This window comes from Burkholderia sp. RF2-non_BP3 (assembly GCF_001522185.1).
Taxonomy (GTDB): domain Bacteria; phylum Pseudomonadota; class Gammaproteobacteria; order Burkholderiales; family Burkholderiaceae; genus Burkholderia; species Burkholderia diffusa.
On the sequence record NZ_LOSU01000010.1, the window covers coordinates 1 to 23,432 of the forward strand.

The 23,432-nt window shown below is 66.3% G+C and carries 21 protein-coding genes and 1 pseudogene; 12 read left to right on the forward strand and 10 right to left on the reverse strand.

The annotated features are described in order from the left end of the window. A partial coding sequence (locus tag WS45_RS03590; RefSeq protein WP_179950350.1) for an AAA-associated domain-containing protein occupies positions 1-687 on the forward strand: 687 nt, incomplete at its 5' end. A gap of 27 nt (positions 688-714) precedes the next feature. Here WS45_RS03590 and WS45_RS03595 read toward each other — a convergent pair. Continuing rightward, positions 715-1,593, reverse strand: a complete 879-nt coding sequence (locus WS45_RS03595; protein WP_059526560.1) for a MurR/RpiR family transcriptional regulator — start codon at positions 1,591-1,593, stop codon at positions 715-717. Positions 1,594-1,936: 343 nt separating this feature from the next. On the opposite strand from WS45_RS03595, the gene ggt reads away from it, so the two are divergent. Together ggt and WS45_RS03605 are read left to right on the forward strand one after the other, a co-directional pair. After that, on the forward strand, positions 1,937-3,688 hold the full coding sequence (gene ggt / locus WS45_RS03600; protein WP_059698241.1) for a gamma-glutamyltransferase: 1,752 nt from the start codon (positions 1,937-1,939) through the stop codon (positions 3,686-3,688). A gap of 230 nt (positions 3,689-3,918) precedes the next feature. Continuing rightward, entirely contained in the window at positions 3,919-5,247 is a 1,329-nt protein-coding gene (locus WS45_RS03605) for a dicarboxylate/amino acid:cation symporter (protein ID WP_059526554.1), read from the forward strand. Here WS45_RS03605 and WS45_RS03610 read toward each other — a convergent pair. Beyond that, positions 5,244-5,633, reverse strand: coding sequence for a DUF3331 domain-containing protein (locus WS45_RS03610; protein ID WP_059526553.1), 390 nt, complete (start codon positions 5,631-5,633; stop codon positions 5,244-5,246). The genes WS45_RS03605 and WS45_RS03610 overlap by 4 nt on opposite strands. A 44-nt stretch (positions 5,634-5,677) precedes the next feature. Beyond that, on the reverse strand, positions 5,678-6,970 hold the full coding sequence (locus tag WS45_RS03615) for an NAD(P)/FAD-dependent oxidoreductase (RefSeq protein WP_059698245.1): 1,293 nt from the start codon (positions 6,968-6,970) through the stop codon (positions 5,678-5,680). 148 nt (positions 6,971-7,118) lie between these two features. On the opposite strand from WS45_RS03615, the gene WS45_RS03620 reads away from it, so the two are divergent. Next, entirely contained in the window at positions 7,119-7,772 is a 654-nt protein-coding gene (locus tag WS45_RS03620; protein ID WP_059698452.1) for a TetR/AcrR family transcriptional regulator, read from the forward strand. 22 nt (positions 7,773-7,794) lie between these two features. Here the strand turns inward: WS45_RS03620 and WS45_RS36010 are convergent. Further along, a pseudogene (locus WS45_RS36010) lies at positions 7,795-7,923 on the reverse strand (LysR family transcriptional regulator); the annotation flags it as partial. Continuing rightward, the gene (gene soxR / locus WS45_RS03625; protein WP_059526547.1) at positions 7,919-8,395 is read right to left on the reverse strand and encodes a redox-sensitive transcriptional activator SoxR; all 477 of its coding nucleotides are present in this window, start codon (positions 8,393-8,395) and stop codon (positions 7,919-7,921) included. The pseudogene WS45_RS36010 and the gene soxR, both read right to left, overlap by 5 nt. A gap of 79 nt (positions 8,396-8,474) precedes the next feature. On the opposite strand from soxR, the gene WS45_RS03630 reads away from it, so the two are divergent. The 4 genes from WS45_RS03630 to WS45_RS03645 all read left to right on the forward strand — a co-directional run bounded on the left by WS45_RS03630 (position 8,475) and on the right by WS45_RS03645 (position 16,190). After that, positions 8,475-9,671: an efflux RND transporter periplasmic adaptor subunit gene (locus tag WS45_RS03630; RefSeq protein WP_059698247.1), complete on the forward strand. Its 1,197-nt coding sequence runs from the start codon at positions 8,475-8,477 to the stop codon at positions 9,669-9,671. A gap of 13 nt (positions 9,672-9,684) precedes the next feature. Then, positions 9,685-12,858, forward strand: coding sequence for an efflux RND transporter permease subunit (locus WS45_RS03635; protein WP_059698249.1), 3,174 nt, complete (start codon positions 9,685-9,687; stop codon positions 12,856-12,858). After that, positions 12,855-14,351 (forward strand): efflux transporter outer membrane subunit, encoded by a 1,497-nt coding sequence (locus WS45_RS03640; RefSeq protein WP_059698252.1) that lies wholly within the window; start codon positions 12,855-12,857, stop codon positions 14,349-14,351. The genes WS45_RS03635 and WS45_RS03640 overlap by 4 nt, the downstream gene beginning before the upstream one ends. A 321-nt stretch (positions 14,352-14,672) precedes the next feature. Continuing rightward, a complete protein-coding gene (locus WS45_RS03645; RefSeq protein WP_257140270.1) occupies positions 14,673-16,190 on the forward strand; it encodes a purine-cytosine permease family protein in 1,518 nt (505 codons plus the stop codon). A 138-nt stretch (positions 16,191-16,328) separates the two neighbouring features. Here the strand turns inward: WS45_RS03645 and WS45_RS03650 are convergent, their stop codons facing one another. Continuing rightward, entirely contained in the window at positions 16,329-17,084 is a 756-nt protein-coding gene (locus WS45_RS03650; RefSeq protein ID WP_059698256.1) for a glucose 1-dehydrogenase, read from the reverse strand. 40 nt (positions 17,085-17,124) lie between these two features. Continuing rightward, positions 17,125-17,658 carry a VOC family protein gene (locus tag WS45_RS03655; RefSeq protein WP_059698258.1) on the reverse strand — a complete coding sequence of 178 codons (534 nt, stop codon included), beginning with the start codon at positions 17,656-17,658 and terminating at the stop codon, positions 17,125-17,127. 153 nt (positions 17,659-17,811) lie between these two features. Between WS45_RS03655 and WS45_RS34705 the strand changes: the two genes are divergently transcribed. Both WS45_RS34705 and WS45_RS03660 read left to right on the forward strand, forming a co-directional pair. After that, positions 17,812-17,973 (forward strand): hypothetical protein, encoded by a 162-nt coding sequence (locus WS45_RS34705; protein ID WP_156437026.1) that lies wholly within the window; start codon positions 17,812-17,814, stop codon positions 17,971-17,973. A 233-nt stretch (positions 17,974-18,206) separates the two neighbouring features. Further along, entirely contained in the window at positions 18,207-18,818 is a 612-nt protein-coding gene (locus WS45_RS03660) for a cysteine hydrolase family protein (protein ID WP_059698261.1), read from the forward strand. A gap of 161 nt (positions 18,819-18,979) precedes the next feature. Here the strand turns inward: WS45_RS03660 and WS45_RS03665 are convergent, their stop codons facing one another. Next, entirely contained in the window at positions 18,980-19,456 is a 477-nt protein-coding gene (locus tag WS45_RS03665) for a nuclear transport factor 2 family protein (RefSeq protein ID WP_059526523.1), read from the reverse strand. Positions 19,457-19,709: 253 nt separating this feature from the next. On the opposite strand from WS45_RS03665, the gene WS45_RS03670 reads away from it, so the two are divergent. Continuing rightward, positions 19,710-20,096 (forward strand): winged helix-turn-helix transcriptional regulator, encoded by a 387-nt coding sequence (locus WS45_RS03670; protein ID WP_059698263.1) that lies wholly within the window; start codon positions 19,710-19,712, stop codon positions 20,094-20,096. Between the two features lie 265 nt (positions 20,097-20,361). Here the strand turns inward: WS45_RS03670 and WS45_RS33020 are convergent, their stop codons facing one another. Continuing rightward, positions 20,362-20,736: a YXWGXW repeat-containing protein gene (locus WS45_RS33020; RefSeq protein ID WP_082721829.1), complete on the reverse strand. Its 375-nt coding sequence runs from the start codon at positions 20,734-20,736 to the stop codon at positions 20,362-20,364. A 614-nt stretch (positions 20,737-21,350) separates the two neighbouring features. On the opposite strand from WS45_RS33020, the gene WS45_RS03675 reads away from it, so the two are divergent. Then, positions 21,351-22,433, forward strand: a complete 1,083-nt coding sequence (locus tag WS45_RS03675; RefSeq protein WP_059698265.1) for a porin — start codon at positions 21,351-21,353, stop codon at positions 22,431-22,433. A 175-nt stretch (positions 22,434-22,608) separates the two neighbouring features. Here WS45_RS03675 and WS45_RS03680 read toward each other — a convergent pair whose 3' ends face one another. Beyond that, complete coding sequence (locus tag WS45_RS03680; protein ID WP_059698267.1) at positions 22,609-23,007, reverse strand: GreA/GreB family elongation factor; 399 nt, start codon at positions 23,005-23,007, stop codon at positions 22,609-22,611. Positions 23,008-23,432 lie beyond the last annotated feature (425 nt).

Sequence of the window (23,432 nt, forward strand, 5' to 3'; positions counted from 1 at the left end):
ATCGAGGAAGCGGTGTTCATGTGCGACCGGATTCTCGTGCTGTCGTCGAACCCGGGCCGCGTGATCGCCGAAATCAAGGTGCCGTTCAAGCATCCGCGTAACCGGCTGGATCCCGATTTCCGCAAGCTCGTCGACGACATCTACGCGAAGATGACCGCACGCCAGACCGGCGAGGCGACGAAGAAGGGGCTTGAGCTCGGCAGCTGGATGCCGCGCGTGTCGACCAACCTGATGGCTGGCCTGATCGAGACGCTCGCGATGGCGCCGTATCACGGTCGCGCCGACATGCCGGAAATCGCGCGCACGCTGCATCTGGAAGTGGACGAACTGTTCCCGATCGCAGAAGTGTTGCAGTACCTCGGCTTCGCCGACGTGCGCGAAGGTGACGTGTTCCTCACGCCGCCCGCGCGCGTGTTCGCGGAGTTCGGCACGCAGGAGCGCAAGCTGATGTTCGCGGATCACCTGCTGAAGCACGTGCCGCTTGCCGCGCGAATCAGGAAGGTGCTGAACGAGCGCCCCGGCCATCGCGCGCCGCGTGTGCGTTTCGAGCAGGAACTGGAGGATTTCCTGTCGGACGAGGCGGCCGAGGAAACGCTCGACGCGGTGATCGACTGGGGGCGTTACGGCGAAGTCTTCTCGTACAACGACAAGACGGAGGTGTTCAGTCTCGAGGATGTCGAGAGCTGACGCCCGCGCCCGAGTGATGGCCGACCGTCATTCGGGCAAATCCCACTGATTCGCATCCTGCTCGCTGCCGCCCGTACTCAGCCGCTCGATCTTTTCCATCCGCTGCCGCGCCAGTTCGGGAAGCCGGTTCGTCACGCCGATCACCAGCGCTTCGGCGAGCGCGAGCGCCGGCACATTGGTCTGCAGCATCGCGAACGGACGCCCCTGGATCCGCAGCACGATCTCGGCGAACGCGCTGATCGGCGAGCGCCATTCGTCGGTGATCAGCAGTATCCGCGCGCCGAGCCGGTGCGCGGCCTGCGCGAACCGGATGCTGTCCTTCTGATAGCGGCGAAAATCGAAAATGACGAGCACGTCGCCGGGCCCCATGTCCGTCAGCGAGACCGACGCGAGATTCACGTTCGGCTCGACGTATTGCACATGCGGGCGCGCATACGCGAGCGTGAAGGAAAACAGCGACGCGAGCGGGGCGGTATAACGTCCGCCGCCGCAGAACACGCGGATATCCGGATCGGCCAGCAGCGTCACCGCTTCGTCGAACGCCGCCGCATCGAGTCCTTCGATCGTGGTGGCGAGCGATTGCGAAAGCCGCTGGAAGATCGCCGCATGGCTGTCGCGCATTCCCGATTCCGAGTGGAAGGCGTCCATCCGCGCGAGCGGCGAATTCATCGCGGTGTCGATCTCGTCGTGCAGCGCCTGCTGAAACGACGGGTAGTTCGGAAAGCCGATCCGCACGACGAAGCGAAACACGGTCGGGTCGCTGACTTCGGCTTGCTTCGCGAAGCTCGCGATCGGCCCGAGCCCGAGGCTCGGATAGCGATCCAGCAGCGCGTGCGCGACCTTCTGTTCCGACGGCGTGAAGCTATCCATCTGGGATAGCAGCAACGCCCTGATGCTTGTCCCCATCGGGCACTCCGGCTTGCTCTTATCTGAATGAACGACAAACGGCAGACATGCGTCTGCCGGCGACTCCATGCATGTTAGCCCATCGGCAGGCCGCCAATCGCGTGAGGCAGCAGATTAGAGGGACGTATCACTCCGGGCATCAAACATTCATATGTGTAATAAAACGAACATCCCACGCGGTCGATCAGCGCGCAATCTCGCGCATAAGCTGAGTGATAACCCTAGGTTTTGAGATCAAAATGCCGATGTATGATCGCGACCTCGCCGGAATGTATCGTTCATTACATGCCGGATCAGCAACGTCGACCGGCAAGGCCCGGTCATTCGTCTGGAGGATTCCGTCATGAGGCGGCTCGTCGTACTCACCCTGTTGTCGGCCCTGAGCGCAGGCGCGCTCGCCGCTTCGGAACCCGCGGTGGAAGCGAAGAACGGCATGGTCGTGTCGTCGCAGCACTTCGCGTCGCAGATCGGCGTCGACATCCTGAAGGAAGGCGGCAACGCGGTGGACGCCGCCGTGGCGGTCGGCTACGCGCAAGCGGTGACCAACCCGTGCTGCGGCAACATCGGCGGCGGCGGGTTCATGACCCTGCACCTGGCGGACGGCCGCGACCGCTTCATCAACTTCCGCGAGACCGCGCCGGCCGCGGCGTCCGCGAACATGTATCTCGATGCGAACGGCAACGTCATTCCAGACGACAGCCTGTACGGCTATCGCGCGGTCGGTGTGCCGGGCACGGTCGCGGGTCTCGACCTCGCGCAGCGCAAGTACGGCAAGCTGACGCGTCGGCAGGTGATGGCGCCGGCGATCCGGCTCGCGCGCGACGGCTTCGTGCTGACGCGCGGCGATACGGACATCCTCGACACGACGATCGATCGTTTCAAGAAGGACCCGGAAGCCGCGCGCATCTTCCTGCGCCCGGACGGCACGCCGCTGCAGCCGGGCGACCGCCTGGTGCAGAAGGACCTGGCGCGCACGCTCGAGCGTATCGCGGAGCAGGGCCCCGACGCGTTCTATCACGGCGAGATTCCGAAGATCGTCGAAGCGGCCGCGAAGCGCGGCGGCGGGCTGATCACGGCGGCCGACTTCGCGTCGTATCGTGCGCAGGACATGGCGCCGCTGACCTGCACGTATCGCGGCTACGAGTTCGTGTCGGCGCCGCCGCCGAGCTCGGGCGGCGTGACGATGTGCGAGACGCTGAACGTCCTCGAAGGGTATGATCTGCGCAAGTTCGGCTACCAGTCGGCTTCGGTGGTCCACTACATGACCGAGGCGATGCGCCACGCGTACGAGGATCGCAACACGCTGCTGGGCGACCCGAACTTCATCGACAATCCGGTCGCGAAGCTGACGAGCAAGGCGTATGCGGCCGAGATCCGCAAGCAGATCAGCGGCGACACGGCGACGGCGTCGGTCGATGTGCAGCCGGGTGTCGGCGTGCACGAAAAGCCGGAGACGACCCACTATTCGATCATCGACCGCGACGGTAACGCGGTGTCGACCACGTACACGGTCAACGGCCGCTTCGGCGCCGTGGTGATCGCGCCGGGCACGGGCTTCTTCCTGAACGACGAGATGGATGACTTCACGGTCAAGGTCGGCGCGCAGAACCTGTTCGGCCTCGTGCAGGGCACGCGCAACTCGATCGCCCCGGGCAAGCGTCCGCTGTCGTCGATGGCGCCGACGATCGTGAAGAAGGACGGCAAGGTGTTCATGGTGGTCGGCTCGCCGGGCGGCTCGCGCATCATCACGATCACGCTGCAAACTGTGCTGAACGTGATCGACTATGGAATGACGCCGCAGGATGCGGTCGGGGCGCCGCGCATCCATCATCAATGGCTGCCGGATCAGGTTTATTTCGAAACCCGCGGCCTGTCGCCCGACACGCTCGCGATCCTGCGCAACATGGGCTACAAGATGGTCGAGCAGACGCCGTGGGGCGCAGCGGAGCTGATCTTGGTCGGCCTGCCCGGCACCGAGGCGGCGAGCCGTCAGAGTTCCGGCAACGACTCGTCGGTGTCCGGCAACGTGCGCGTCGGCTACATCTACGGCGTCAACGATCCGCGCCGGCCGGCCGGCTCGGCGATCGGCTACTGACCTGAGCGGATGAGATTCGATTTGATTGCATCAGGCTGAACGGTTGCCCCGGCGTTCGCCCTCGCGCGAGCGCCGCGGCGGCGACAGCGCGTCCGTTCGCGGACGTTCGCAGTATCGAGCGTGGCGGGTGCCAGGAGTCCCGGGCCCGCCTTGCTCGCAACGTGCGCCGTGGCACGGCATCGGCACGCGTATTTTTTCTTTCACTCCTGCACCGTGCGTCGAGTTCCGTTATGAACAAACGAATGTCTGCGGCAGTCTGGATCCTGCTCGCGATGGCGGCCGGCATCTTCATCGGCTACATGATCTACACTCAGTTTCCCGACAAGCAGGCGGCGACCGAAATCGCCGGCTACATCTCCCTCGTGTCCGACGTGTTCCTGCGGCTGATCAAGATGGTGATCGGGCCGCTGGTGTTCTCCACGCTCGTCGTCGGTATCGCGCACATGGGCGACGCATCGTCGGTGGGGCGCGTGTTCGTGAAGGCGTTCGGCTGGTTCGTCACCGCGTCGCTGATCTCGCTGCTGCTCGGGCTGTTGATGGCGAACCTGCTGCGCCCCGGCGAGAACCTCGGCCTGCCGCTGCCGGACATCGGCGCATCCGCGCATCTCGCGACGTCCAAGTTCACGCTGAAGGATTTCGTCAGCCACATGGTGCCGAAGTCGATCGCAGAGGCGATGGCGAACAACGAGATCCTGCAGATCGTCGTGTTCTCGATGTTCTTCGGCGTCGCGCTGTCGGCGCTTGGCGAGCGCGGCAAGATCCTCGTGGCCGCGATCGACCAGCTGGCGCACGTGATGCTGAAGATCACCGGCTACGTGATGAAGCTTGCGCCGCTCGCGGTGCTGGCGGCGATGGCCGCGACCGTCGCGGTCAACGGGCTGTCGGTGTTGCTGAAGTTCGCGGTGTTCATGGGCGACTTCTATGTCAGCCTGTTCCTGCTGTGGAGCACGCTCGTGATCGCCGGCCTGCTGTTCCTCGGCCGCCGCGTATTCAAGCTGCTGGTGCTGATCAAGGAAGCGTTCATGCTGTCGTTCGCGACCGCGAGCTCCGAAGCCGCGTACCCGAAGATCCTCGACGCGCTCGACCGGTTCGGCGTGCGACGCAAGATCTCGAGCTTCGTGATGCCGATGGGCTATTCGTTCAACCTCGACGGCTCGATGATGTACTGCACGTTCGCGTCGCTGTTCATCGCGCAGGCGTACAACATTCATCTGTCGCTCGGCACGCAGATCACGATGCTGCTGGTCCTGATGCTGACGTCGAAGGGGATGGCCGGCGTGCCGCGCGCATCGCTCGTCGTGATCGCGGCGACGCTGCATCAGTTCGATATCCCGGAAGCCGGGCTGCTGCTGATCCTCGGCGTCGACACGTTCCTCGACATGGGCCGCTCGGCCACCAATGCGGTCGGCAATTCGATCGCCAGCGCGGTGGTCGCGAAGTGGGAAGGCGAGCTGATGTCGGAGTCCGAAGCACTGGCGCATGCCGCGCATCTCGATGCGGAACTGGAACGGCAGAACAGCGAACCGGCCTATGGTGCCGGTCAGGCGACGTCCGTTTAAGCGGCACACGCCTCGTCGATGAACGCCGCCAGCACCATCGCGGCGGCGTTGCCCGGCGCCGAGCCGAGCAGTTGCGGCGCATACACGCTGTCGCCGGGCGCGATCGGCTGCCCCGACAGCGCACAGACGCCGCGCTTGCGCGTCGTGAACAGCCGCCACTTCTGATACCCGTAGTGGCCGGTGCACGCGTCGCGCCACGAAATCATCACGGTGTCGGCCGTGGGACGTTCGAGCACGCTGATCGTCGGCTGGCTCGTCGCGTCCCACGACGGCAGGCGATCGCGCGTGATGCTGCGCCGTCGCGGTGCGGCCCATGAGACGGACGGCATGTCGAAGCTGCCGATCGCGGCGACCGTCTTGAGCCAGGCTACTGCACTGTTGCTCATCTTTGTTTCCCTCGAAACGTTACGCGATGCCGCGACGTGCGGCATCACGACAGGCGGATACGCGGCTGCACGCAGCCGTTGATCCGTTCGGCGATCCACAGCAGCGTCGCCTTGGAAAATCCGTGCAGCGCCTGCTGGTGGCGCCGATACAGCATCAGATGGCTGAATTGCGCGAAACGCCCCTGGATGAAGCCGCCGCGAAAGAACCCGAATTGCCCGAGTGTGCCGAACGCGTCGTAGTCGCTGATCGACACGAGCGCGCCGAAGTCGTGGAACGCGAACGGCGGCAGCGGTTTGCCGTCGAGCCATGCGGGCAAGTGCTTCGCGAGATGCTCGGCCTGCTGGGCCGCGACCTGCGCGGTGGGCGGCAGCGGTCGCTCATGGCCGTCGGGCTGCAGGCTCGCGCAATCGCCGATCGCGAACACGTGCTCGTCGGCCGTGGCCTGCAACGTGGGCCCGACCAGGATCTGGTTCGCGCGGTTCGTGTCGAGCCCGCCCAGCGCCTGCATGAAATCGGGCGCCTTCACGCCGGCCGCCCACACCATCAGATCTGCTTCGGCAAACGAACCGTCGCCATAGTGGAAGCCGTTCGCATCGGCCGCCGTCACGCGCGTCGACGTCAGCACATGAAAGCCGATCTGTTCGAGCCGTCGCTGCGCCGACGCGGAAATCCTCGGCGGAAACGCGGCGAGGATGCGCGGGCCGCTTTCGAGCAGCGTCAGCCGCAACCGTTCGCGCACCGTCTCGTCGCCATATGCCTGCGCCACTTCCAGCAGCCGGCTCAGTTCCGCTGCCAGCTCCACGCCCGTCGCGCCCGCACCGACGATCGCGACGCGCAACGGCTCGTCGCGCGCGATGCTGCGAAACACGCGCATCCGCAACGCTTCGTTGAAGGTTTCGGCTTGCTGCTGGCTGTCGATGAAATAGCAGTGCTCGCGCACGCCCGGCACGCCGAAATCGTTGGCCTGGCTGCCGAGCGCGAGGATCAGCACGTCGTATTCGAGCTCGCGCGCGTCGATCATTCGTTCGCCGTCCTGCGAGCGGATCTCGGCGAGCTGCACGCGGCGACGCGCACGATCGAGCCCCGTCAGTTCGCCGGGCTGGTACGTGTAGCCGTGATCGCGCGCATGGGCGAGGAAGATCACCTGCTGTTGCTGCACGTCGCGCGTGCCGGCCGCGATCGTGTGCAGCATCGGCTTCCAGATATGGGTCGGGCTGCGGTCGACGACGGTGACCTGGGCGCGCCCGGTGCGGCCGAGACGTTCGCCGAGGCGGGTCGCGAGCTGCAATCCGGCGATGCCGCCGCCGGCGATCACGATGCGAGTAGGGGTTGTCATGGATAAATCATCACGTGATGAATAATGTATGATCCTAGCGCTTCCCGGCTTTGCATGTCAACGGAGCGGGGCAGGCGACCCGGTTCTGGCGATGTGGAACCGGGGCCCGAACGCGGGCATTCGATTCATTCAACGGGAGCAGGAAAACGTGGCTGAAGTCACTGAGCGCGCGCCGTCGAAGCGGCGTACGCGGGGGCGGCCGCTGGCGGAGGCGTCCGTCGGTCCGGACGTGATATTGCGGGCCGCGCGTCGCACGTTCGCGAAGCGCGGCTACGATGCGACGAGCGTGCGCGAGGTCGCGCGCGAGCTGGGCATCGACGCTGCGCTGATCGCCCACCATTTCGGCGCGAAGGAAACGTTGTGGCTGGCCGTCGTCGAGCAGATCGTCGATCTCGCCGAGCCGCTGTTCGATGCGTTGCGCGCGCTGCGCACGTCGTCATTGCCGCATCGCGAGCGCGTGCGGCGCGCGATCGAGCTGTGCGTCGATCACGAATTCGAGGAGCCGGACATCGGCATGTTCTTCTCGACGGCGGCGACCGAAGAGGGCGCACGGCTCGACTGCCTGCAGCAGCGGATCGTGCGCCCGTATCACGACGCGATGTTTCCGCTGCTGGCCGACGCGGTCGAGGCAGGCGAAATCCGCGCGGTCGATCCCAACGTGCTGTTCTTCATGATCGCGAGCGCGGTCGGCACGACGGTGTCGTACAGCCACATGATGCTGGAGTTCACGTCGCTGCCCACGCGGCAGGATGCGTTCCGGCAGGCCGTGCTCGACGTCGCGCTCAGCATTCTGCGCGTCTGAGCGCCGCGCGCACGACGCGCGGTCACGTTGCCTCCACCAGCCCCAGTGCGTCGATCGCGTGCCGCGCGCTCTCGCGCAGCGCGTCGACGAGCGGCGACGGCGGGCGGTAGGCGATCGCCAGTTCGTATGCGAGCGGCCCGCCCGCGTCAGTCGAGATCGGGCGGCGCGTCGCCGAGCCAGCGCCGCGCGCCGGGCCCGTTGCGGCCCGCGCGGTCCTCGGGGTTGGTCAGCTTGCAGCGCTTCAGCGACAGGCAGCCGCATCCGATGCATTCGTCGAGGTTGATGTAGAGCCGCTGCAGTTCCTCGATCCGGTTCGCGACGCGCTGCTTCCAGCCGCGCGACAGCCGCTGCCAGTCCTTGTTGGTCGGCGCGGTGTCTTCCGGCAGGCTCACGAGCTGTTCGGCGATCTCGTCGAGCGAATAGCCGATCTTCTGCGCGAACACGATGAACGCGATCAGCCGCAGCACCGCACGCGAATAGTGACGATGGCTCGAGCCGTTGCGGTGCGACTTGATGAGCCCGCGCTTCTCGTAGAAGCGCAACGTCGATGCCGGCACACCGCTGCGCGCGGCCACTTCGCGGATCGACATCAGCGGCCATTGCGGGGTTTCGTCGATACCCATGACGCCCTCCGGGAAAGCTTGACTTGAAGTTAACTTCAACTTTTATGCTACGCGGCAGTTTAACCCGTCGCGAGGCATCATGCTCCTCTTATCCCTACGCAGGACGTCGCCTTTGGGCGCGGCCTGCGCATTGCTGCTGGCGTTGTCGGGCTGTCACGACGGCAAAGGCGAATCGTCGGCCCATCCGCTGCCCGAAGTCGGCGTGACGACCGTCGCGCCGCGCACGATCCGCCTCGCGGACGAATTCAACGGACGCGTCGAAGCGGTCGACGCGGTCGAGCTGCGGCCACGCGTGAGCGGCTATCTGCAGCGCATCGCGTACAAGGAGGGCGACCTCGTCGCGCAGGGCGCGGTGCTGTTCGAGATCGATCCACGCCCGTACCGGATCGCGCTCGACCGCGCGAACGCGCAGCAGCAGCGGGCGCGCGCGGCCGCGAGCCTCGCCGATGTACAGCTCAAGCGCGTGCGGACGCTGATCGATGCGCATGCAACCTCCCAGGAGGAACTCGACAACGCGCGCGCGACCGCGGAGCAGGCGCGCGCCGACCTGCAGGCGGCCGACGCGGCCGTCGCCGACGCGAAGCTCAATCTCGGCTTCACCGAAGTGCGTGCGCCGATCGCGGGGCGCGTCGGCCGTGCGATCGCGACCGCCGGCAACCTCGCGCGTGCGGACGACACGCTGCTGACGACGGTCGTGTCGCAGGACCCCGTCTACGTGTATTTCGACTGCGACGAGCAGAGCTACCTGCGCTACAACGCGCGGCGCGCCGACCCGAAGCATCGAGCGATCGGCGCGGATCCGGTGCGCGTGGGCCTCGCCAACGAGACGGGCTTCCCGCATGCGGGCACCGTCGATTTCCTCGACAACCGGCTCGATCCGCAAACCGGCACGATCCGCGCGCGCGTGCGGCTGCCGAACGCGGATCACACGTTCACGCCGGGCCTCTATGCGCGCGTGCAGCTCGTCAGCGGCCGCGACCAGGATGCGCTGCTCGTCGACGACAAGGCGGTGCTCACCGATCAGGATCGTAAGTACGTCTACGTGATCGGCGCAGGCGACAAGGCGATGCGTCGCGACGTGACGATCGGCCGTGTGCTGGACGGCGAGCGGATCGTCGAAAAGGGGCTGCAGTCGGGCGATCGCGTGGTCGTCGACGGCGTGCAGCGGATCTACTATCCGGGTGCGCAGGTGAAGCCGAAGGCGTTGCCCGCACGCGCGGATGCGGGCAGCAGCACGCAGGCCGTGGCCGACGCCGGCGCGCCGGCCGCGCAATAACGGGAGACCTGCGATGGATTTCTCCCGATTCTTCATCGACCGGCCGATCTTCGCGGTCGTGCTGTCGATCGTCATCTTCGCGATCGGCCTGATCTCGATCCCGATGCTGCCGGCCGGCGAGTATCCGGAAGTCGTGCCGCCGAGCGTCGTGGTGCGTGCGACGTACCCTGGCGCGAACCCGAAGGAAATCGCCGAATCGGTCGCCGAGCCGCTGGAAGAAGCGATCAACGGCGTCGAAGGGATCATGTACATGAAGTCGGTCGCGGGCTCGGATGGCAGCCTGCAGGTCGTCGTCACGTTCCTGCAGGGCGTCGATCCCGACACGGCCGCCGTGCGCGTGCAGAACCGCGTGAGCCAGGCGCTGTCGCGTCTGCCCGACGAGGTGCGCCAGTACGGCGTGACCACGCAGAAACAGTCGCCGACGCCGCTGATGTACGTGAGCCTCTATTCGCCGGACAACAGCCGCGATTCGCTGTATCTGCGCAACTACCTGACGCTGAACGTGAAGGACGAGCTGTCGCGCCTGACCGGCATCGGCGACGTCGGCGTGTACGGATCCGGCGACTACGCGATGCGGCTCTGGCTCGATCCGAACCGGCTCGCATCGCGCGGGCTGACCGCGAGCGACGTGATCGCCGCGGTGCGTGAGCAGAACGTGCAGGTATCGGCCGGCCAGCTGGGTGCGGAGCCGACGCCGAAGAAGAACGATTTCCTCGTGTCGATCAACGTGCGCGGCCGGCTGCGCACGGTGCAGGAATTCGGCGACATCGTGCTGCGCAATGGCGACGACGGCCAGGTCGTGAAGCTGTCCGACGTCGCGCGCATCGAGCTCGGTGCGGGCGACTACACGCTGCGCTCGTATTTCAACGACCGGCATTCGGCCGTGGTCGGCATCTTCCTGTCGCCGGGCGCGAACGCGCTCGACGTCGCGAAGTCCGTGTATGCGAAGCTCGACGAGCTGTCGAAGCGCTTCCCGCCGGGCATCGCGTATCGCCCGGTGTGGGACCCGACCGTGTTCGTGCGCGAATCGATCCGCGCGGTGCAGCACACGCTGATCGAGGCCGTCGTGCTGGTCGTGCTCGTCGTGATCCTGTTCCTGCAGACCTGGCGCGCGTCGATCATTCCGCTCGTCGCGGTGCCGGTGTCGGTGGTCGGCACGTTCGCATGGCTCTACCTGCTCGGCTATTCGATCAATACGCTGACGCTGTTCGGGCTCGTGCTAGCGATCGGGATCGTCGTCGACGATGCGATCGTGGTGGTCGAGAACGTCGAGCGCAACATCGCACAGGGGCTGAGCCCGCGCGACGCCGCGCATCAGGCGATGCGCGAGGTGTCGGGGCCGATCGTCGCGATCGCGCTCGTGCTGTGCGCGGTGTTCGTGCCGATGGCGTTCATGTCGGGCGTGACCGGCCAGTTCTACAAGCAGTTCGCGGTGACGATCGCGATCTCGACGGTGATTTCCGCGGTCAATTCGCTCACGCTGTCACCCGCGCTCGCCGCGAAGCTGCTGCGCCCGCACGGCGCGCCGAAGGATGCGCTCACGCGTGCGCTCGACCGCGCATTCGGCTGGCTGTTTCATCCGTTCAACCGCGTCTTCGAGCGCAGTTCCGGTCGCTATCACGGCGTCGTCGCGCGCACGCTGAAGCGGCGCGGCGCGGTGTTCGCGGTCTATGCGGCGCTGCTCGCGGCGACCGCGCTGCTGTTCAACGCGGTGCCGGGCGGCTTCATTCCCGTGCAGGACAAGTTGTATCTGTTCGCCGGCGCGAAGTTGCCGGAAGGCGCGTCGCTCGCGCGCACCAGCGCGGTGACCGAGCAGATGACGAAGATCGCGCTCGGCACCGACGGCGTCGAGATGGTGCCGGCGTTCGCCGGACTGAACGCGCTGCAGGGCGTGAATACACCGAACATCACGAACTCGTACGTAATCCTGAAGCCGTTCGACCAGCGTCACCGCAGCGCCGCGCAGATCAACGCGGACCTGAACGCGCGCTTCGCGGCAATCGGCAGCGGCATCACCTATGCGCTGATGCCGCCGCCGATCCAGGGCCTCGGAAACGGTTCGGGCTACTCGCTGTATCTCGAGGATCGCGGCGGGCTCGGCTACGGCGAATTGCAGAAGGCGTTGACGGCATTCCAGGCCGCGGTCGCGAAGACGCCAGGGATGAGCTACCCCGTCAGCGCGTACCAGGCGAACATCCCGCAGCTCGAGGTGAAGGTCGACCGGCTGAAGGCGAAGGCGCAGGGCGTCGCGCTGACCGATCTGTTCAGCACGCTGCAGGTCTATCTCGGCTCGATGTACGTGAACGACTTCAATGCATTCGGCCGCGTGTACCGCGTGATGGCGCAGGCCGATGCCGGTCACCGGCAGACGGCCGCCGACATCGCGAACCTGCGCACGCGCAACGCGAAGGGCGAGATGGTGCCGATCGGCTCGATGGTGACGGTCGCGCCCGCGTACGGGCCGGATCCGGTCGTCCGCTACAACGGCTATCCGGCCGCGGACCTGATCGGCGACGCGGACCCGAAGGCGATGTCGTCGTCGCAGGCGATCGCGAAGCTGCAGCAGATCGCGAAAGACGTGCTGCCGCCGGGCATCACGCTCGAATGGACCGACCTCAGCTACCAGCAGGTCACGCAGAGCAACGCGGCGATCGTCGTGTTTCCGCTCGCGGTGATGCTCGTTTTCCTGGTGCTCGCGTCGCTGTACGAAAGCTGGACGCTGCCGCTCGCGGTGATCCTGATCGTGCCCGTGTGCATGTGCGCGGCGCTGTTCGGCGTATGGCTGTCCGGCGGCGACAACAACGTGTTCGTGCAGGTCGGTCTCGTCGTGCTGATGGGTCTCGCGTGCAAGAACGCGATCCTGATCGTCGAGTTCGCGCGCGAGCTCGAAATCCAGGGCAAGGGCGTGATCGACGCGGCGTTGGAGGCGTGCAGGCTGCGGTTGCGGCCGATCGTGATGACGTCGGTCGCGTTCATCGCGGGCTCGGTGCCGCTGCTGATCGGCAGCGGCGCGGGCAGCGAGGTGCGCGCGGCCACCGGCGTCACCGTGTTCGCGGGGATGCTCGGCGTCACGTTGTTCGGGCTGTTCCTCACGCCCGTGTTCTATGTGGCGATCCGCAAGCTCGCGGGCGGCACGCCGGCCGTGTGGAGCGAACAGCATGGCACCCTCGAAGGAGAAAACCGATGAGCGCCGCTTTTCGTCTTTCCGCGCTCGCGATGTCGGTGACGCTCGCCGCGTGCGCGGTCGGCCCCGATTTCAAACGGCCCGACACCGCGGCTGCCGCGCGCTTCGCACGCGACGCGCATCCGGCCACGCAGGATGCGTCGTCGCCGGACGCGTCGGCGGCTGCCGATGCCACGTTCTGGCGCGGCTTCGGCGACCCGGCGCTCACGCAGTTGATCGACGCGGCGCTCGCGGCGAACCAGGACCTGCAGGTCGCCGTCTCGCGCTACGACGCATCGAACGCGCTGCTGTCGCAGGCCACGTTCGACCGCTATCCGACGATTACCGCGAGCGGCCGGATCGGCCACCAGCTGACGAGCGAGGACCAGGCGTTCGGCGCGCCGCGCAGCCAGCGCGATACGCCGATCTCCAATGTCGGGATCAACGCGGCGTGGGAACTGGACCTGTTCGGCCGCGTGCGCCGGTCGATCGAGTCGCAGCGCGCGGAAACGGCCGCGAGCGCGGCCGACGTGCGCGCGGTGCGTGTCGCGATCGCGGGCGAGGTCGCGAGCACGTACGTGGATCTGCGCGGCTCGCAGGAGCGGCTACGGATCGCGCGCGAGAACGCCGACAACCAGAAGCAGACGCTCGCGCTGATCAATGCGCGCGTCGGCGCGGGGCGCGGTTCCGAGCTCGATGCGGCGCGTGCGCGCGCGCAGTTCGAATCGACGACGTCGCGGATCGCCGTGTACGAAGCGGCGATCGGCGTCGACGAGCACCGGCTCGCGGTGTTGACCGGACAGACGCCGAATGCGCTGATCGGCCGGTTCGACATGCCGAACGCCGACGCATCGAAAGGCACGCCCGTGCCGCTGCCGCCGCTTGCCGCCGACATCGATCCCGGCACGCCGGGCGACCTGCTGCGCAGGCGCCCCGATGTCGCGGCTGCCGAGGCGCGGCTGCATGCGGCGACCGCGCGGGTCGGCGTCGCGACGGCCGACCTGTTTCCGCGCTTCACGCTGTCGGGGCTGCTCGGCAGCGCGACGAGCAGTTATGGGTTCTTCCGTGCGGGCAGCGACACGAACCTGATCGCGCTCGGCGTCGACTGGTCGTTCCTCGACGTCGGCCGCGTGCGCGCGCGGATCGCGGCGAGCGACGCGGAGGCGGCCGGCCAACTCGCGCAGTACCGGCAGACCGTGCTCGGCGCACTGGAGGAAACCGAGAACGCGCTGCTGCGCGTCGCCCGCACGCGGGACGAGACCGCCCACCTCGTGCGGGCGGCGGACGACAGCGCACGCGCGGCGCAGCTCGCGCAGACGCGCTTCTCGGCGGGCGCGATCGACTATTACGAAGTGCTGGACGCACAGCGGACGCTGCTGCAGGCGCAGGACGCGGCGGCCGACGGGCGGATGCGCAGCGCGGCGTCGACGGTCGCGCTGTACAAAGCGCTCGCGGGCGGCTGGCCGGCGGGAACGGCGCAGGCCGCACCGCGGCCGCTCGCGCGAACGGTGCCGTAGTACGCCGGGCCGCGCGGCAGGCGGGCGCGGTGCGTCTGCCCGCCGTTCAGCAGGGGGGAGCGCCGGGATGCGGTTCCGCTGTCCGCTGGCGGCGGAACCGCGCTTCGCCGTCGTACCTGCCTCGCATCGCCCGCACTGCATGCGCGGCGCGGCACGCGACCGAATCCCGGCCGCGAAACATTGTTCTCCTTCGTCGTAAACGTCTCGAATGCGTGATATTTGCGCCGCCCGATCCGGTTTAGAGTGGCCGCAAATTGATGACGATGTGTCGTATGGCCGAAGTCGCAGGCCGTACCGATGCACCAGAGGAGTTGGAGACAAATGGCTGAAGGCAGGATTACGCAAGTTGAATCGTTCGGTTTCGAGCGGATTCCCGACGCATCGCGCTATGCACGTCCGATCGATCTGTTCCGGTTGCTGTTCGGCGGCTGCAATACGTTTTCCACGTCGGTGCTCGGCAGCTTCCCCGTGCTGGTCGGGCTGTCGTTCAAGGCGGGCGTGTGCGCGATCGTGCTCGGCGTGCTCGCCGGCACCTGCATCCTCGCGCCGATGAGCCTGTTCGGTCCGCGCAACGGCACGAGCGACCCCGTGTCGTCCGGCGCGCATTTCGGCATCCACGGCCGGATCGTCGGTTCGTTTCTCGCGCTGCTCACGTCGATCGCGTTCTTCTCGCTCGCGGTGTGGAGTTCAGGCGATGCGCTCGTCGGCGGCGCGCACAACATGGTCGGCGTGCCGGTCAACGGCTTCACGCTCGGCGCCGCGTACATGGTGTTCGCGGTGCTCGTGCTGATCGTCTGCATCTACGGCTTTCGCTTCATGCTGTGGGTCAACAAGATCGCCGTGTGGGCGGCGAGCCTGTTGTTCGTCGCCGGCCTGTTCGCATTCGCGGGAATGTTCGACATGAACTACGCGGGCACGCTGAGCCAGGGCAGTGCGGGTTTCTGGGCCGCGTTCGTCGGCGCGGTGCTGGTCGCGTTGAGCAACCCGGTGTCGTTCGCGTCGACGCTCGGCGACTGGGCGCGCTACATCCCGCAACAGACGCCGAAGCGGCGCGTGATGGGCGCAGTGTTTGCCGCGCAGATCGCGACCTTCGTGCCGTTCTTCTTCGGCCTCGCGACCGCGACGATCATCGCGTCGAAGGCGCCCGCGTTCATCGCGTCGAACGACTACGTCGGCGGGCTGCTCGCCGTGTCGCCGCGCTGGTTTCTGCTGCCGATGTGCCTGATCGCGATCATCGGCGGGATGTCGACCGGCACGACCGCGCTGTACGGCACGGGCCTCGACGTGTCGAGCATGTTTCCGCGCGTCCTGAACCGTGTGCGTGCGACGCTGCTGATCGGCACGATCGCGATCGCGTTCATCTTCGTCGGACGTTTCTGGTTCAACCTCGTCGAAAGCGTCGCGACGTTCTCGACGCTGATCGACACGTTCAGCTGCCCGTGGATGGCGATCATGGTGATCGGCTACGTGACGCGTCGCGGCTTCTATCTTGCCGACGACCTGCAGGTATTCAATCGCGGGCTGCGCGGCGGCCACTACTGGTTCACGCACGGCTGGAACCTGCGCGCGATGGGCGCGTGGCTGCCGGCGGCGTTCATCGGGCTGTCGTTCGTGAATCTGCCGGGCCAGTTCGTCGGGCCGCTCGGCGCCCTGGCGGGCGGGCTCGATCTCAGCGTGCCGGTGTCGTTGCTGGTCGGCGGATTGCTGTATTTCGTGCTGCTGACGATGCATCCGGAAGCGGACGGCGTGTACGGCCCGAACGGACGCTTCCTGGTGCGCGGCGGCGGGCAGGCGGCGCGTGCTGTCGGCGCGCCGGCGATCCAGCCGAAGGGGTATTGAGCGCCGCATCGTTTGCTGCTTCGTTTCGGAAACCATCGTGCCGCCGCGCGGGAAAGCCGCCGGCGGCATGGTCGTTTTCGGACGCGTGATGGTCGGTGCGGATGAGCGGCCGGACCTGCCCGTCGACCCCGCCGCGGATCAGCGGAACGTGCTGCCCGCGAGCATTCCGCCGTCGACGATGAATTCCGAGCCCGTGCAATACGCGGATTCGTCGGACGCAAGAAACAGCACGAGGCTCGCCACTTCGTCGGGTTTGCCGATGCGCGCGATCGGCAGCCCGCTGTAGATCGACGACGGTTCAAAATCTGCGTATTCCGGCGGGCGTGCCATCACGGTGTCGATGCCGCCCGGATGGACCGAGTTCACGCGGATTCCGTAGCGGCCGAACTCGAGCGCGGCGGCCTTCGTCATCCCGCGTACGGCGAACTTACTCGACACGTACGCGCTGCCGCCGGCCACGCCTTCCATCCCGGCCGTCGACGACACGTTGACGATCGAGCCGCCGCCCGCGTCCTTCAGCGCGGCCAATGCCGATTTCATGCCGAGCCAGCAACCGACCTGGTTCACGTCGATCACCTTGCGATAGTCGTCGAGCGAACAGGAATCGATCGGCACGAGCTTCAGGATCGCCGCGTTGTTCACGAGGATGTCCAGGCGGCCGAAGTACGTGAGCGTCGCGCGAACGGCGGTGTGCCAGTCGTCTTCGTTAGTCACGTCGAGATGCTGGTAGCGTGCGGCGTCGCCGAGTTCGGCCGCGACGCGTTGGCCGGCGTCGTCCAGCACGTCGGCGATCACCACGCGTGCGCCTTCGGCGACGAACCGGCGTGCCTCCGCCTCGCCCTGGCCGCGGGCACCGCCCGTGATCAGCGCCACCTTGCCTTCGAGTCGTTTCATCGTGTTGCTCCTGTGAGTGAAGGGGGACGCACGAGCCCGCTCATGCGACGGCCGACGCGTCGATGATGCGGACCGGATCGGCGTCATCCCATGCGCGTGCTTCGGCGATGCCGCGCGCGATCATGTCGCGCATGCCGGCGCCTTCGATCACTTCGACGCGCACGCCGGGGGCGTCGGCGTCGTCGAGGTAGGCGACGCGCGTGGCCGGGTTGCGCGCTTCGAACACGACGCGCAGGCCGCGCGCCGTGAGCCGCGCCACCGCGGCATCGAGATCGTCGACCACCCATGCGACGTGATGCAGGCCCGCGAGCGGTTGCCCGTGCGCGTCGCGGTATGGCGACGGCGCATCGTTCGTCACGTGGATCAGTTCGATCTGCACGTCGCCGAGATACGCGAGCCCGACATCCATCGTGACCGTCACCACTTCACCGAGGTAGCGGCCGTCGAGACGCACGTCGTGGAACACGGTCCACGGGCCCGCATCGTGGCGGGCGCGCCTGCGCGCGATGCTGCGGTCGAGATCGGCGACCACATAGCCGATCTGGTCGACGGGACCGAGGACGGGGGCGGTCATGGTGTCTCCGTGGCGGGGGCGCGAGCGTACGCGGCGCCGTTCGATTCGGCATGCGGGATGCGACGAATGACGGCCATGATGGCAATAAACCTGGCGCTTCGTGCCATCCAAACGGACTAGCCGCGGGGACGCGGCGCGGTGGGGGAGAAGCGAGTGGGCGCGTCTGCGCGTTATCGCGCGTTCGGGGCCTTGACCGTCAGCCGGCAGTTTTCGGGCGAGCCGCTCACGAACCTGCTGCCCGTATTCGGAGAGACCGGGCTGTTGTGGATCGGCGACTCGGGCTTCCTGCTCGGCTTCGTGATGATGGTGCGCTAACGGTGCGCGGCCGCGCTGTCGTAGACGGCTGCGCGCAGGTTGGCCCGATCCTGTCGGACGTTGTCCTGCGGGCCGCTGTCGCGCGGGGCCGCACGGCACGACACTGGCGCCTCGCGGTCACGGCAGGCCAGCCCACGCACGGTGGCGACCTGCCGCAAGGCTGCGTGCGGTGGCGCGGGCCTTGCCGGGCCGCCGTTTCGTTCGATGTGCCAACCTTGAGTAGAGAGCGACCCATGCAACATCCGACCATCCGTACCCTGGCCGGCGCGAGCGCGCCGACGTCGATCGATGCCGCCCGCACCGCGCTGCTGGTGATCGATTTCCAGAACGAATATTTCAGCGGCCGCCTGCCGATTCCGGAAGGGCCGCGCGCGCTGGGCAATGCGCGACGCGTGATCGCGTTCGCCGATCGCGCCGGCATCCCGGTATTCCACGTCCAGCACGTCGGCGCGGCCGGCGGCCCGCTCTTCGCCGACGGCAGCGACGGCTTCCACTTTCATGCGGACCTGCAGCCGGCGCCGCATCACGCGGTCGTGAAGAAGACGTCGGTGAGCGTGTTTCCGACGACGGACCTCGACGCGCGCCTGAAGGCGGCCGGCATCGACACGCTGATCGTCACCGGGCTGATGACGCATGCGTGCGTTGCCGGCGCGGCCCGCGATGCCGTGCCCCTCGGCTACGCGGTGATCGTCGTCGACGACGCGTGCGCGACGCGCGACCTCGATGTCGCGGACGGCGGCACGGTGCCGCACCGCGACCTTCATCGCGCCACGCTGGCCGCGCTGTCGGACACGTTCGGCGACGTGCTGACGACAGGGCAGGTGCTCGCGCTCGACGTCGCCTGATGCGCGCGGGCGGGCTCGAGCCGTGCGCAGACGGACGACGGCCCTGGGCGGTCGGGCGGGCGTGGCGGGCATGGCGGCGAAGCCCGATGTAGGGGCGTTCGCGCGTGCCGGGCAGCGCCGTGTCGCGAAGTCGGCCGCGCATCGGTGCACGGCCCGCCCGATCAGAACATCGTGTTCGCGTTCGCGGCCTTTTCGGGCACCGACTGGATCACGTCCCAGTGCTCGACGATCCTGCCGTCCTTCACGCGGAAGATGTCGACCACCGCGTCGCCGCGATCGCCCGGCCGCTCGGTCGCATGCACATGCAGATAGACGAGGTCGCCATCGGTCGAGCTGCGGACGATCTGCGCGCGTGATTCGGGGTTCTTCTGGAACGCTCCGACGAAGTACGACACGAACGGCTTCTTGCCGTCGGGCACGTGCGGGTTGTGCTGCTTGTAGTCGTCGGCGACGACGGCGGCAGCCTCGACCGCTTCGTGCTTGTTGAAGAAGCGGTCGTAGAACGTCAGCACGAGCTGGCGGTTGGCTTCCTCGGCGGCCAGGTCGCGCGTGACATGACCGGCGGCCGGCGCGGCGGTCGATGCGGCAAGCAGGACGAACGCGGCAACGGCGCGGACGGGGGAGCGGAGCGGTGACATGTGGCGGATTCCTTGTCTGGGGATTCGTGGGTGGGCGCACGGTGCGCGACCGCGGATGACGCCGATCGTCATCGTCGGCGGGCGAAGGAGTGCCGACTGTGCGCATCCGCATGCTTCGCAGAACTTGAAAATCCGTGCGGCCATCGAGTCGATCGAATGGTACAGTTGCCGCGACCCCGTCACAAGAAGTCACCGCGGTGTGAGCAGGTCACGCCGCGGTGACCGTGCATCGCCCGTGAAAGAGAATCCCGTCATGCCGTTTACGTCCGCCGACGAATCCGTCGAATTCGATCAGCCGTGCCCGATCCGCGATGTGCTTGATCGCATCGGCGACCAATGGAGCCTGCTCGTGCTCGAGGCGCTGTCCGGCGGCACGATGCGTTTCAATGAACTCGCCCGCGCGATCGGCGACGTATCGAAGCAGATGCTGTCGCGCACGCTCAAGCGGCTCGAGCAGGACGGCTTCGTCAGTCGCACTTTGTATGCCGAGGTGCCGCCGCGCGTCGAATATGCGCTGACGGACCTCGGGCGTTCATTCCTGACGCCGATGGACGCGATGATCCGCTGGGCCGACGAACATCATCGTGCGATATGCGCCGCACGTCGCCGTGCGTGTGCGCTGGAGAGCAACGGGCGTTGAGCGGAGTGCGTCGCGCGGGCGTGTGGCGATCCGCGACTGTATGCGTGTGTTGCGGCAGCATCGGATGATTTCGTTATCCGAATGTTTTGAGCGAATTGCTTGCGCATGTGGCGTCGCGAGGGGTGCGACGCACGCGCGGCGATCGGCGTATGACGGATATGAACTGTCGTGGCGGGGCGATCCGCCTTCGCTCGGTCGGTCGATTCGTTCGACAAGGCCGTGGAAGCAGCGGCACCGCGCCGGGCCGATGGCCGGCGCGGGCGACTTATCGCCAGGTACCGTCGACGTAGACCCATACTCGCCCCTGGCGACGCCAGTATCCAGGCACCCACCTGCGCCCGGGGCGGCGCGCGACCCAGCGTCCGGGCACCCATATATAGCGGCCGCGCTGCCAGCGCCAGTAGCCGTCGGTCCAGATATAGCCATGCGGCCGCGGCGGCGGTGGCCGGCGATCATGTCGCAGTGCGGGCGGCGCGAAGCCCGGGCGATCGGAATAAGGCGGCCTGCCGGGGCCTGGAGGCGGCCCGGCAGGCCGATACCCGGGCGGCGCGGGTTGGGCCGAGGCGGTGCGCAGCCAACCGCCAGTGGCGGCGACGGCCGCGGTCAGTCCGATGGCGCGCAACAGCGAGCGTCGATTCATGGCGAGTCCTCTATCTAATATGTATTCGGGCTGCCTTACGTTAGCTGGCTGGTCGCGGGGCCGGGTTACGCGGGGCGTTAAGGCTGTTACCGCATGTCACGACGACCTGCGGGCAGCCGGAGGCGCCCGCCACCGATCCCACTCTGCCGGCGCTGATGGTCCAACAGGGGGCGGCAACGGCTGCACCGCCGCGTGTTTACAGTTTGGTCGCAGCGTTTTAGGCGGGCAGGCCCAATATTTGAGACTGATTCGGGTAAAAGTTACCGGTTTTGCGTGGTTCCATCGATTCCGCTTGTTGTTTCTATGCAACCGTCAAGACGATGACACGAAAGAATGGTGCGATGAAAGCCTCCAAAAAGCATCCGTCAATAAGTCAAAAAAAGACGTTAAAACAAATACTTATAAGGTGCGCCCCCTTTCATTATTTCTAGTTCTGGAAAAGCTTATTTCTTTATTTGCAGATCGCGGCCCTAGGGTACACCCCTAAACTCACGGTTCCCAAACGGGCAACTATCCGGGCGCGGCCAGAAGGACCGATGGCGTTCCCGGGCGGTTGCAGACCGTTTATGAACAAGGTCGCGAGACCTGCCTCTTTTTAGAAGGGAGCTCCACGAATGAACAAGACTCTGATCGTTGCAGCAGCTGCAGCATCGTTCGCTACCGTCGCTCACGCGCAAAGCAGCGTCACGCTGTACGGCGTGCTGGATGCAGGCATCACCTACCAAAGCAACGTCAACGGCAAGTCGCTGTGGTCGATGGGCTCGGGCATCGACCAGAGCCGTTTCGGCCTGCGTGGCTCGGAAGACCTCGGTGGCGGCCTGAAGGCAATCTTCACGTTGGAAAGCGGCTTCGGCATCGGTAACGGCAAGCTGGGCAACAACGGCGGCATGTTCAACCGCCAAGCATTCGTTGGCCTGTCGAGCCAGTACGGCACGGTCACGCTGGGCAAGCAGTACGACGCAACGCAAGACTACCTGGCGCCGCTGACGGCAACGGGCACGTGGGGCGGCACGTACTTCGCGCACCGCGGCAACAACGACCGCCTGAGCACGAACGGCGACGTCGCACTGAACAACTCGGTCAAGTTCACGAGCGCTAACTACGCTGGCCTGCAGTTCGGCGGCACGTACTCGTTCTCGAACAACCAGAACTTCGGCAACAACCGTGCTTACAGCGGCGGTCTGTCGTACCAGTTCCAAGGCCTGAAGCTGGGTGCAGCGTACTCGCAAGCCAACCTCGGTGACGGTACCAACGCCAACGGCGCGACGAACATCGCTTCGCAAGGCCGTATCCGTACGTACGGTGCTGGTGCTGGCTACGCATTCGGCCCGGCACAAGTCGGTGCTGCATGGACGCAATCGCGTATCGATAACGTCCCGGGCCTGACCGGCGCGTTCCGCACGGACAACTACGAAGTCAACGCAAAGTACAACCTGACGCCGGCTCTCGGCCTGGGCGCAGCTTACACGTACACGAACACGAAGGTCGACGGTGGCAGCTCGCACTGGAACCAGTTCGGCGTGCAAGCTGACTACTCGCTGTCGAAGCGCACGGACGTGTACGCACAAGCTGTGTACCAACGTGGTGCGAAGGGCAACGCGATCGGCACGTCGATCTACAACGGCGACAACACGACGCCGGCAAGCTCGTCGATCAACCAAACCGCAGCAACGGTTGGTCTGCGTCACCGCTTCTAAGCGTGACGGCTGGGTAACCAGCTACGCAGCATCGAAAAAGGCGCCTTCGGGCGCCTTTTTTTCGTCTGTGGAGCGAGGTGTCGGCGATTCGCATCCTCCGGATGCAAAAAAGCGAGGCGTGTGCCTCGCTTTTCTCGTTGTGCGCAGTTGCGGGGCGATACCCGCCGGAGATGGCTCAGCGCGTGTATTCGCCGTTGGCTTCCGGTTGAAACACGATCGCCGCGACCTTCATCAGCTTTTCAGCGCCGCTCGGCTGCAGCACCTTCACCAACTGACCGCGTTGCGTGCCCAGCAGCGCCATGCCGACCGGCGAGAACACGTTCAGGCGCCCGAGTTCGAGATTGGCGGCATCCGGATAAACAATCGTCCAGGTGGCCTGTTCCTTGGACGCTTCGTCGAGCAGTGTGATCTGCGAGTTCATCGTGACGACGTTCGACTTGATGGCGTCGGGCTGCACGATGTCCGCGCGCTCGAGCAGCGTGTCGAGCATCGTCTGGAAGCGCGGGTTGTGTTCGGCGTGCTTCTCGAGACGAGCGACGTCGAGTTCGGTCAACTGGTAAAGGCGTTGTTTCATGGCAGTTCTCCAAATGATCGGCATGGGGCAGGCGTGGCGTGCCTATAGGGATCGCCCGGAGCCTGTCTGACCTGGCTCCGGGAGGAGGCCGTGCTGTCAGATCAGGCGCCGGGCAGGGGCGAGCGGTGCCTGGGCCGTGCGTCGAAGGCAGGGGTGCGCCGGGTGGCCGGCGCGCGCGCGCACGCCGGACGGGCCGGACAGCGAAAGCGAAAGAGGCGTGGGCGCGTGCATGGTGAATGGGGTATCGAAAGGCGAATAAAACCTTTCGATTCTACAACACAACCTTCCAAGTCGGTGATCAGGCTGTCGGCTTTTCGTCAGGCATTGTTGTGGAAATGATTGAAGTAATCGCGATCTTGCGCGACGACAGCCGTCTATTTTTTCCGAAAATGCAACGCTGTATGTTCAAACCAAGGGTTTCCCCT

Excerpts from the sequence above, each read along its gene's own strand:
- WS45_RS03595 (WP_059526560.1), bottom strand. The coding sequence starts at position 1,593 with ATGGGGACAAGCATCAGGGCGTTGCTGCTATCCCAGATGGATAGCTTC.
- ggt (WP_059698241.1), top strand. The coding sequence starts at position 1,937 with ATGAGGCGGCTCGTCGTACTCACCCTGTTGTCGGCCCTGAGCGCAGGC.
- WS45_RS03605 (WP_059526554.1), top strand. The coding sequence starts at position 3,919 with ATGAACAAACGAATGTCTGCGGCAGTCTGGATCCTGCTCGCGATGGCG.
- WS45_RS03610 (WP_059526553.1), bottom strand. The coding sequence starts at position 5,633 with ATGAGCAACAGTGCAGTAGCCTGGCTCAAGACGGTCGCCGCGATCGGC.
- WS45_RS03615 (WP_059698245.1), bottom strand. The coding sequence starts at position 6,970 with ATGACAACCCCTACTCGCATCGTGATCGCCGGCGGCGGCATCGCCGGA.
- soxR (WP_059526547.1), bottom strand. The coding sequence starts at position 8,395 with ATGGGTATCGACGAAACCCCGCAATGGCCGCTGATGTCGATCCGCGAA.
- WS45_RS03630 (WP_059698247.1), top strand. The coding sequence starts at position 8,475 with ATGCTCCTCTTATCCCTACGCAGGACGTCGCCTTTGGGCGCGGCCTGC.
- WS45_RS03635 (WP_059698249.1), top strand. The coding sequence starts at position 9,685 with ATGGATTTCTCCCGATTCTTCATCGACCGGCCGATCTTCGCGGTCGTG.
- WS45_RS03640 (WP_059698252.1), top strand. The coding sequence starts at position 12,855 with ATGAGCGCCGCTTTTCGTCTTTCCGCGCTCGCGATGTCGGTGACGCTC.
- WS45_RS03645 (WP_257140270.1), top strand. The coding sequence starts at position 14,673 with ATGGCTGAAGGCAGGATTACGCAAGTTGAATCGTTCGGTTTCGAGCGG.
- WS45_RS03650 (WP_059698256.1), bottom strand. The coding sequence starts at position 17,084 with ATGAAACGACTCGAAGGCAAGGTGGCGCTGATCACGGGCGGTGCCCGC.
- WS45_RS03655 (WP_059698258.1), bottom strand. The coding sequence starts at position 17,658 with ATGACCGCCCCCGTCCTCGGTCCCGTCGACCAGATCGGCTATGTGGTC.
- WS45_RS03660 (WP_059698261.1), top strand. The coding sequence starts at position 18,207 with ATGCAACATCCGACCATCCGTACCCTGGCCGGCGCGAGCGCGCCGACG.
- WS45_RS03665 (WP_059526523.1), bottom strand. The coding sequence starts at position 19,456 with ATGTCACCGCTCCGCTCCCCCGTCCGCGCCGTTGCCGCGTTCGTCCTG.
- WS45_RS03670 (WP_059698263.1), top strand. The coding sequence starts at position 19,710 with ATGCCGTTTACGTCCGCCGACGAATCCGTCGAATTCGATCAGCCGTGC.
- WS45_RS33020 (WP_082721829.1), bottom strand. The coding sequence starts at position 20,736 with ATGAATCGACGCTCGCTGTTGCGCGCCATCGGACTGACCGCGGCCGTC.
- WS45_RS03675 (WP_059698265.1), top strand. The coding sequence starts at position 21,351 with ATGAACAAGACTCTGATCGTTGCAGCAGCTGCAGCATCGTTCGCTACC.
- WS45_RS03680 (WP_059698267.1), bottom strand. The coding sequence starts at position 23,007 with ATGAAACAACGCCTTTACCAGTTGACCGAACTCGACGTCGCTCGTCTC.